The following is a 9887-nucleotide window of genomic DNA, read 5'->3' on the forward strand; positions in this document are numbered from 1 at the left end:
AGATGTTCCTAGTTGAACGTAGGTTTGGGGAGGGTCAAATTAATGTCTACAAAATTCTCAATGGATGCGTAACTGAGATCTGCGACGTTAGTTTGCATGTTGCGGAAGTAGTAGCTAGAGGGTGTTTCGTTGAAGTCATTGTAAGGGGTGTTATCGACAAAGTGGAAAGGGTCTATGATTTTACTTGAAGAAAGTAATTCTTTCTTAGATTCCAGTTCGTCCATTAAGTCTTCAGCTTCTTCTTGAAAGGCTGTGACTTTAGATTGAAATTCTAGCATGTCCTTTTGAATGTTAGTAGATATGGCATTGGTAACTGCACTACTTAACTGCATTAGCTGAACTGCGTTCATATTGGCTAAGTTAACGTTATTAAGACCACCGTAACCACTTGCAACAAAAGCAGCAATAGCCACAATAAATGCCACTTCTACACCAACAAGCTCAACTGCGTATTCTAAACCAAGTGCTATCAAATACTTGGACAGTACAATCTTGGCCACAGCAATAAGACCTGCTGTAGCTGTTGTAGCGGCAGCGAAAACAGAGTAAATCTCAACACCCGTGGATATAAGTACTGCAATAGAAACCACGATCATAAAGAATTTAAAACCACTTGTTTCGTACCACTCAAGCTTACGCTTTTCGTATGCATGACAAACAAGCATAGTAGTTTCATAGTAAAGCTCTTGTAAGTCAAAGCTACCCATTTTTAATGTAGCACTACGCTTTAGTGGGATGATGAAGTTCTTATTCTCTTCATCTTCTACAACGTCTTTGAGCGATGTGGTCACAACACCATCTGAGTAAATGTAGTTCTTATGTTTAGGGTTAACTACATAAATCTCCACGTACTCATTTTTGTTTATTTGTTCTCGTAAATGCCATTTGTCATTTTTACCATCGATGGTTATAACGTTTTCTGTTGTACCAACTTTACCAATTCTTCCGGTTATCGTTTTACGGCTAATGCCTTCAAACTCAACCTTAATGTCGATGTTACCTTCTTCAATGTGAATGAAGTGTTTACCGATTTCATCAGGCGTTGTTGAGAAGCCAGATGTTTCTTCCGTGACGATAAGATCTAATACTTCTTCAAAGTAGCGGATTAGGTATTTGATGCCAGCCTGTTTTTGCGTTGTAGCAGCTACCGCGGTAAGTAACATAGCTTCGTCAATATCATCTATGTCCTCATTAGTCTCGATAGCTTCAACTAAATGGTCTGCATCCAAATCCAACTTGGTTAGTATTTCCCTTGTGCTCTCAGCTTGGAAAGTGTCCGAGTAAATACCTGTTAAAACGTTTCTGTTACGTTTACGTAACGGGACAATAGGATAGTAGTCAGATTCAGGACTGGTTTTAACTATTTCCTGTATTGGGGCGCCTTGTTCAATACCCGGGTCAAATGCAAAGTCATCCAGGGTAAATAAGTACTTAGGTATCTTAGGGCCGTTGTTTGGCTGTATGTAGTATTCGATGATGTAGTAAAGCACGTCTGGCTTTTCATCAGGTATGAATTTCTCGCTCTGCTCAAATGTGCGAGTGTTTTCAGTCGGGCCCGTATCGTGCGTTAACTCAACCCTTGGGAATAACTCAGTAGTTTTAGGGCTTTCTGAACCATCACCATAACGAGTGAACCTTATTACTTTTTCTTGGTAGTTTACTTTACCTATTCCCCTGTACTTTGAACGGGAGGTAGTCAGGTAATTAAGGGTGTACTCGACCGGTGCACCAACAGGACTATCACGAACATGATCTTCAAAGGTATGCTTCGTTTTCTCGCTGAAAGTGTCTGAGTAGTTAATCGTGTGTGCAACCGTGAATGTCTCGCACAGCGTTGCTGGCTCGCCATCGACTGATACTGCGGTTTCTCTGTATCTGTCTACTGGAACACCGTTTAAGAGTGCTTCCGTGTTAGTGACAAGTTCAGCTTTACTCTCATTAACGAACGTATCATGTGCACTGTTGATTTCACTGGCAAAGTCGTCAGGAGGTACAACGGTGAGTAAATACCGATGATAGTTACGTATGTTATAGAGGTACTTGGTAACGTAGTACGCGTCCGAAGGAGGAACGCTTTTAATACTCTCTATAGTGTAGTTACCACTACCTTCTAAACGATCAAGAGAAATCTCTACGAACTCAGAATATAATATCTGGCTTGTTGTCTTGTCCGTAGGTAAACCATAAACATAATGGTCACGGCCATAGTAATAGAAGCTAGACATTCTCCAGTTAATGCCGTTAATCGACTTGTCGATAAGCCCTTGCTTAATACTCTTACCATCCAATGCAGCACTTATTATTGCTTCTTGTTTTGGGTCAGGCACATGGTCGTATAGCTTAGTAGTACTGGAAGACGCACTTATTTGGTATGCCATAAATAAAAAAAGAGGGCATACGCCCCCTTACTCCTTAATATGCTCCGGCTAGGTGCTACGCACCAATGCCGGCCTTTGCTTTTTCAACGATAGATGTGAAGTTGGTAGTACTGAAACCGTAAGGGTCTGGCTCATAGCCATTATCCGTAGTTCTCAATACACTCCATACATCAGAGAAACTCTTAAGAAGTTTCTGTTCTGCATCACGTTTATAACCTTCAATCTGCTGGCCATATAATTCACGCTGCTTACCAAGAATGCCGCTCACTGGTGTCCCATCAACTGAGTCCAAGATCTGCGCTTGCTCAGTGAGCTTACGTTGCTGAAGTACTTCAACTTCTTTATTGGCTTTAAGAATACCAGCTTCATTAACAGTAACATCGCTATCAATCTTAAGCTTCTGTGCGTTAGTAACTGCAATTTGCGCATCTGCCGTGTCCCTACCCTTCTGTGCAGTGAGAACTTGTTCATCAAGTACACTTGCTTGCTTATCAAGGATAACTCCTTGCTTGGGTATGTTGAGGGCTTCTGCTGCTAGGTTAGTTACTCTACGTTCAGTAAACGTAATCTCTGAATCCAAAGCTGTTGATTGCTTGGTGACGAGAGAGATGTCACTGGTTAGCTTATCTACCTGCTTACCAAGGATAGTATTTTGCGTACCCAAGTTAGCATTTTCAGACTGTAGATTGATAAGTTGCTGATCAGAAATACTAGCGTTCTTTTGCTGTAGTACTGTCTGCGCTTCAGTATTGTTTTTCTGTGCAGTGATTAACGTACCCTGCAATGGGATATTCAAACCATCAGCAGCTAGGTTATCTGTTTGCTGTTCTATTTGGTTTGTCTGCGCTTTGATTCGCAGCAGCTCTTCGTCTGACGCTAATACTTGCTTATCAAGAAGCGTACCTTGCTTCGTGATGTTCTGGCCTTCTTTAACTACATTACTGCGTTGAGTTTCAATCAACTGGGTCTGTACTTCTGTCTGGCTTTTCTGAGCGTTAACAAGTTCTACTTGAGCCTTACTAGCTGGCTCAGAGAGAAGGTATTGCAGTGATTGCTGAAGTACAGTTGTGGTTAGCTGTGTGTATACTTTGGCGTACTCTTCACCGCTTAATCTATTCTTACTGTATTCAACTTCAAGGTGTGCACGAACTGACTGCATCAGTTTGTCAAAAACACCTGAGCCTTCAACACTGCATGTAGTTAGTTCGTTTACACTCATCTACTTAACCTCGTGCAGCTTGTGACTTTTTAAGTTCGTCTAGTTCTTCTTGCGTCAACGGGTCAAGAACATCAATTACAAACTCGTTAGTTAAACGTGCTGCACGCTGTGTAATGCCGTTGTTCGTTTTCTTGTTGTAGAAAACGTTGAACTTACGCGCCTTAAGTTGCTTATAGATGATGTTCGGAATGTGATAACCGTCTTCGCTACTAAAGTGGACAAACTTACGGAACGTACCAACAACCGAATTACCTGCGGTGATGATCTCACCATCCCAGTCTTTCTTAACTGGATTCATGCACTGAATGTTTACGCGAATAAGCTTGGACGCTTCAGCAAGGAGTTCTTTACGTGATGGTTTAGCTTTAGTCGCTTCGGGCTCTGCGTCTAGTTTAGTGCCTGCAGCTTGTGCTTTAAGAAACTCGTCGATTTTCTTCTCTAGGCCAGCTTCGCCAATCTGTGCACCGTACTTGATACCGTATGAGTCGGCTTGTTGCTTAAGTTGTTCTAAATTGGACATATTGATACTCAAATGTGTGAGGGAAAGGTTAAGCCCCTTATTGACAAGGGGCTTGGGAAATTACGCTTTACCAGCAGTCATGAAACGTGCGATACGCTCAGGACGTAGTGGAAGGAAGCCGTAGAACCATTTGATGGCCATGAAGCCAGTTTCCCCATACGGGTCGTGACGGTCTGCGCGTTCTTCACCAGGCGGCTTATGGATGATCTTGAACTTCACAGTTTTACCATCAGTTTGGAAACCGATAGTTGCGAAAGATTCATCACCAACAACAAGCATTGGGAATACGTCAACGTTACCGTTAGTCTCGTAAGAAGTGTTATCACCTACTGCGCCTTCGCCTTCGTAGCGCTGCATTTCAAGTGGAGTGATAATACGGAAACCAGCGATTGAACCAACTTCACCACGAAGGGTTTGGCCAGATGATGCGTAGTGCTTAACTTCTACAAACGCTTTCTCGCCGTGGTAATCCTTCATCGCCATAAGCGTAGGGATTAGTTCAGACGGTACGTACATAGGGCGACCACCGCTAACAACTTTAGTGTCGATGATACGAGTACCAGTGATCACTTTAGATTGCTTAGGTGTACGGTTGTTATCTAAGTCGATACCTAGTTTGATTAGGTCGTCGTAAGTTACCAAGTCGTCTGGGCCAACTTCACTGTTCATTGACGCAGCGCCAGCGTACTTCACAGTACCAGCAGAGTTTAGAATGTCAGACTGAAGAACAGCTTCTGTAAGTTGGTCTGCACCGACAACCATTTCGCGGTTTACGTGCATACGTAGTTCAGAGTCAGTATCAAAATCCAGTGAGTCTTGAGTGTACTCGTCGAAGAAGCCCATCTTTTCAATAGAGCCTTCAATTGGAATACGCTTGAAGCCAACACGGTTAACACGACCACCGGTTTCAGAAAGTAGTGGGATCTTAGAAGTGATGGTTCCAACATCTTTACTCGAACCGTACAGGTTACCGTCTGTGATAACTGCACCAGACGCATCGATACCCTGGTCGTTAATGTTGCGGTCATCAAGTAATGGCAAGTAATGATAAAGCTTCATGGTTTTACCCATGTGCTTAGGCATGTTTTTAGAGCTTGCTAACTGGCCAAAGTATTCTTCTTTGACGGCTTCGACTAACGCTTTCTTGTGGTAATAGTCCGTGCGGTGTTGCACACCAGCACTAGAGGGAGTACCGCCAACTGGGTCGTTATATTGCTTCGCATTTTCAAATGGCATAGGAGATTACCTATTAGATGTAGCTGTCCGAGAATTGCTTTTCAAATTCTTCATCAGACATAGCTAGAGGATTAAAGGAGGGAGTCTTTGAAGCAGCGGCTGAACGTGGACTAGCTGCAGCGCGTTTGCGCTTTGCTGTTTGTTTAGCGCGGGGGCTTGTTTTGGGCGTAGGATCGGGGCTTTCTTTAGTTGGCGGGTTTTCTTGATTGAAATTGCCCTGTTCGAATAGTCGATTCCCTACTTGTCGGTATGCTTCGACGTCAGATAGACCTGACAACCGACCAAGCATTCTTTCTTTCTCAATCTCAGCAGTAACTTTGTCATAGACGCCATTACCAATCTGTTCATTGAGAACTGCTAGTGCTTCGGGGTTACTAGCAATAGTGCGTTTACTCGCTTCATCCCATACTTCGTTTACGACATTGAGAGTTTTCGCGTAGGTTGGTGTGGATTTGATTTCTTCAAGTACATCGTCCAACGCTAACTCTGTATCATCAACTGCATAAGAGTTTGGCTTGTAATTTACTTCTTCGTTGTCATCGAGTTCATAAGCGTCAACACCTGACTCTTTGACAAACTTTTTAACTGCATCTGGATTTTTCTTCTCCAGATCTATTAAGTACGATAACTTAGCTTCATCAAGTAAACCATTGTTATCCAACATCTTCATTAGTTTCAGGTTGGGTTTTAATGAAGACATCTTCTTATTGTAGTTTGCACCCATCTGCATAAGCCGTACAGCGTCGTCTACGCTCTCAACTTTCATATCCCGACCATTGGCCTTGAATGGTGCAGTAAGCTTCTCATGGAACGCTTTGTAGTCTACTTCTGAATCGTCAGTTTCTGGTTCTGCTTCATCGCTTTCATCTGAGCCAGTATCATCTTCTTCATCAGAGTCCTCAGCTTCTTCCTGATACTCTGGTTCTTCTTCTGGCTCGGCTTCATGTTCAGTCTCTTCAAACTGTTCTTCTGGTTCTGGTTGGTCACCTGCATCGCTGTCGCTTGCAGGCTCCAAGTTTTCTGGTTCTGGTTCTGTAATGTCAGACGGTTCGCCCATTTCCATGAACGCTTCATCTGACATATTTAACAAGTCTTGATCATCCATTGATTACGCCTCGTCTTCTTCAGCGCGGATTTCTTCAAGGGCTTTGTCCATATCATCAAGCGCACCTTCAGCTTGGCTACCAACAAAAGTAACTGTTTTAATAAAGTCACGGAAATGGGCAATAGCACGTAGGCGAGAATGGATGTCAGCTTGAGACGCTTCATCTTGAAACTCAGGGTCAGTTAACAACATGGTTAATCGAGCCGGTTCCGTCTTAAAGTAGTTCTCGTGAACAATACGATTGAAATGGCGATTCTTTTTAAGCGACTCGGCAGACTTTGCTTCGTCTACTAGTCTTTGTGCTTCTTTTTGGCCTAGTTCGATTTGTTTGATTTCTTGTTCAGCGTTCATTTTAGATCCTTATTGTCCTGTCTCTTTGAGAGCAGATTTAGGTGGGGGTAAATAAGGTGTCCGAGAATCGGACACCGAGGGGTTTAATTAGATGGTTTACCTTTGTTGAAAGCGGCTTTGACTTTTTCTAACTGGGCGTTAGCTCTAGCCTGTTCACCTTGCTTTTGAAGTTCACGTTCTTGTTTAACGCCGCCTTCTTGTTCAACAAAGTCGAGAGCCATTTGATCAGCTTTAGCTTCTTCTGTACCAGCCTTAGCGTAATCAAGTGTGGCTGATGCTTGGTTCTTACCAACCTTGCTTTGTAGCTCAGATAATTCAATTTTAAGCTTCTCTATTTCAAGACGTTGTATCTCTTGTTGTAGAGGGTCAGGTTGTGGCTGATATTCTTCAATACGTTTAGCCAAGTCAGGCATCTTACGTAATCGAGCTATCTCAGCGCGTATCATTCTTACTTCGCCTGGGTCACTGTTAGGGCCAGTTGTTTGAAGCATAAATGCAAGCTCTTGTGCTTTAGCGTTATCTTCTTCTGCTGTAGAGATAGACAACTTAAGGTCAATCTTGCCAGCTAGTTCATCACGCTTAATAGCTACAAATTTTTCATTAGTAACTCGTATGATTTCTTCATCAGAAAGAAACTCTGCGTTCATTGCTACGAACTTACGAGCGACTTTTACAATACCGTCAGCCAGACGACGAAGAATACCAAGCTCTCGTTTAGACGCTGCATCAAGAGCATTTCTCACACCGGTTGCTGTATCACCAAGGGCGTTACCTGATATACCGCCTTGGAAGGCTTTAACGCCTGTGAGTGACTCTGCTTCATTGCCCTGTTGTTGAACCATGAATTGAGCAGATGCCGGAATCTCAGCAAAGGTTTCTGTGTGAAATATGTTTCTAGCGTCTTGGTTACCATTGAACTCAAAGTACTGACCAGCTTCGTACTTACGCCTGTTCACTACGTCCAATGCACCTTTACGAGTACCGCGTTGACCGTTGGCATTAGAAGCCAGTATGTCAATCATAGCGCGGGTTGTTGCACCAATGATGTCTTGGTTGTCCTTGATAAGCTCACCGTCTGGCTCACCGTAGAAAGAGTTTTTGCGGGGTAAATAAGGGATGATAACAAATGGAAGTTCACCATCAGGGAATGGACTTTCTTCTAGCCTGATAAGTGTGTTACCTACCCATGTTGCTACTATTGCTTCAACTTTGCCGTCACCGTCTATATCCCAGTAACCCCAATACTCATGTGCGATGAATTGCTTACGTGGTTCATCTTTGAAATTGAAATTACCGTTGTCTGGTGAATAGTCATCAGGGTCGGCAAGTGGCGTGCTGTTTGTATGTTGAATCCTATCTAGGTTTTCATATAAACCAGCGGATTCTAATTCAGATAACGAGGTAGTAAACTTGGTTACTACAAACTTCGCTTTCTTCATGTTCCCTTTAGCGGAGGGATCTACGACTACATCATTATAGTCGCAGACTTCTGCGGTGGGATGATTACGCTTAACGACAGTTTCTGTAACAATCTGCGTACCTGTTTGGAAAACCTGAATAGGTTGTTGAGTTTCCATTGAACGTAAAGCAGAACGCTTTAGTTCTTCAGGTAGCTGCTCAAACTCTTGCTCATTAGTTTGGCGCATTTGACTCAGCTGTTGCAGCTGGGCCAAGAACTGAGGGTCATTGGAGATACGTTCTGAGAAAGTAGGCTTTTCAACTTCTACTTCTTCTTCTTCGTATTCCCATCCAGTACGAACGATGATAGTGCCTTCATCAACGCCAGTTCTCACGTATGTGTCAATGAAATTTACTTTGTCTACTGCGTGGTTGAACTGGTAGTTAAGAAGTAACTCGTTTTGTTGTGCTGCTTCTCTGTCCTCAAATGTTACAGGTTCTGCCTTAAACAAATCACTTGTAGAAAGGAAGGGTTCTGACAGGGATGAATAGCGCCACTCTGCTTGCTTACGAATAAGCTTAGGCTGAACAGTGGAACGGTTCTTCTTCTTTGGAAGCTTTGCACTTCCGGTGATGTGTAAATTATCAAGCCATTGGTCTATCTTAATGACTTGGTTATCAGTTTCGATTTTACCATCTGAGAAGTCGAGTTTGAGTTGGGACAATGTAGGCTCATTGTCCCAATCAGTCAGCTTGGTAGGTGTGTCTAGCGGAGGTAATTCTGCGGTATTCATCTGGTGGGGGCAACTTATTCGTTAGTTAAGTTGATTCCTGAGTTATGTGAATCAGGAACGAGGCAGATTTAACTATATGCGGGATCTACTGGCAAGCGTATTTGTGAAATTAATTTAAAAATCAACTGCTTATGGTGGAAAAACGTAGAATTAGTTAAATCGTGGAAGTGTTGTTTTTGTACTTAGATAATGCGTCCTATGCTACGCACGGACGCAATTTTGTAGTTTATTCAGCAGAAACTGACAATTTTGTGTTAACTAGTTCAGGTAGGTCTTCGAGTTTAGTGCCTTCTTGGGCGCCAACTAGACCACCAATTTTTTGAATTACTTCCATCATTTTAGCGTTGCTTTCAGCAGCACTGTTAAGTTGTGATTGAAGGTTCATTGCGATGTCGTAAGAAAGGGCTTTTGCTTGTTCGTTCATTTTATTCACCTGGGGTCAGTGTAGGAAGGATTACGTCTGTGAAGTAAAGTTCGCACTTTGCTTCAAGGTCGAGAGAGGAATATTTGTCTTTACCAAGTTCTTGCTTATTCAAGTAAAGCTCTGACTGATAAATACCATCTACTTTGAAAGTGAGGTTGTACGGTTGATTGCCGGCTAGGTAAGCTGCTTCGCTGGGCCAATAGACAAAACTTGCGTTAAGGTCAATGTTTTCGTTATTGAATGTGTCGCTGGTTTTAGTAGGCTCTTCAGACAATTTGTTTAAGTCGAAGTTAACTGTGTCAGTGTGACGATCATTAACTTGTCTATTCAAATTGGCTTTGTGCACTCTTACAACTGCGTCAGTAAAAGTTTGGCCTTGTGCATCTGTGAAAGATAGGTTTTCAAGCATGGAGGGTACTCTTGTTTGTCAGGAAGACTGTGTAAGTAACAGGACGTTACTCA

9 protein-coding genes are annotated in these 9887 nt (G+C 42.8%); all 9 read right to left on the reverse strand.

Features of this window, described 5'->3' with window-relative positions; translation table 11 throughout:
* Positions 1 to 8: 8 nt before the first annotated feature.
* Entirely contained in the window at positions 9 to 2327 is a 2319-nt protein-coding gene (locus tag O9X84_RS09310) for a hypothetical protein (RefSeq protein ID WP_269519449.1), read from the reverse strand.
* 106 nt (positions 2328 to 2433) lie between these two features.
* The gene (locus O9X84_RS09315; protein ID WP_269519450.1) at positions 2434 to 3597 is read right to left on the reverse strand and encodes a hypothetical protein; all 1164 of its coding nucleotides are present in this window, start codon (positions 3595 to 3597) and stop codon (positions 2434 to 2436) included.
* A 4-nt stretch (positions 3598 to 3601) separates the two neighbouring features.
* The gene (locus O9X84_RS09320; protein ID WP_269519451.1) at positions 3602 to 4117 is read right to left on the reverse strand and encodes a hypothetical protein; all 516 of its coding nucleotides are present in this window, start codon (positions 4115 to 4117) and stop codon (positions 3602 to 3604) included.
* A 60-nt stretch (positions 4118 to 4177) separates the two neighbouring features.
* Positions 4178 to 5353: a N4-gp56 family major capsid protein gene (locus O9X84_RS09325; protein ID WP_269519452.1), complete on the reverse strand. Its 1176-nt coding sequence runs from the start codon at positions 5351 to 5353 to the stop codon at positions 4178 to 4180.
* Between the two features lie 13 nt (positions 5354 to 5366).
* On the reverse strand, positions 5367 to 6458 hold the full coding sequence (locus O9X84_RS09330) for a hypothetical protein (RefSeq protein ID WP_269519453.1): 1092 nt from the start codon (positions 6456 to 6458) through the stop codon (positions 5367 to 5369).
* A gap of 3 nt (positions 6459 to 6461) precedes the next feature.
* Positions 6462 to 6809 carry a hypothetical protein gene (locus O9X84_RS09335; protein ID WP_269519454.1) on the reverse strand — a complete coding sequence of 116 codons (348 nt, stop codon included), beginning with the start codon at positions 6807 to 6809 and terminating at the stop codon, positions 6462 to 6464.
* An 83-nt stretch (positions 6810 to 6892) separates the two neighbouring features.
* Positions 6893 to 9001: a portal protein gene (locus O9X84_RS09340; RefSeq protein WP_269519455.1), complete on the reverse strand. Its 2109-nt coding sequence runs from the start codon at positions 8999 to 9001 to the stop codon at positions 6893 to 6895.
* 226 nt (positions 9002 to 9227) lie between these two features.
* The gene (locus O9X84_RS09345) at positions 9228 to 9425 is read right to left on the reverse strand and encodes a hypothetical protein (RefSeq protein WP_269519456.1); all 198 of its coding nucleotides are present in this window, start codon (positions 9423 to 9425) and stop codon (positions 9228 to 9230) included.
* A 1-nt stretch (position 9426) separates the two neighbouring features.
* On the reverse strand, positions 9427 to 9834 hold the full coding sequence (locus O9X84_RS09350; RefSeq protein WP_269519457.1) for a hypothetical protein: 408 nt from the start codon (positions 9832 to 9834) through the stop codon (positions 9427 to 9429).
* Between the last annotated feature and the right edge of the window lie 53 nt (positions 9835 to 9887).

Origin of the sequence: Alteromonas sp. BMJM2, assembly GCF_027257845.1 — a bacterium.
In the GTDB taxonomy this organism is placed as follows: domain Bacteria; phylum Pseudomonadota; class Gammaproteobacteria; order Enterobacterales; family Alteromonadaceae; genus Alteromonas.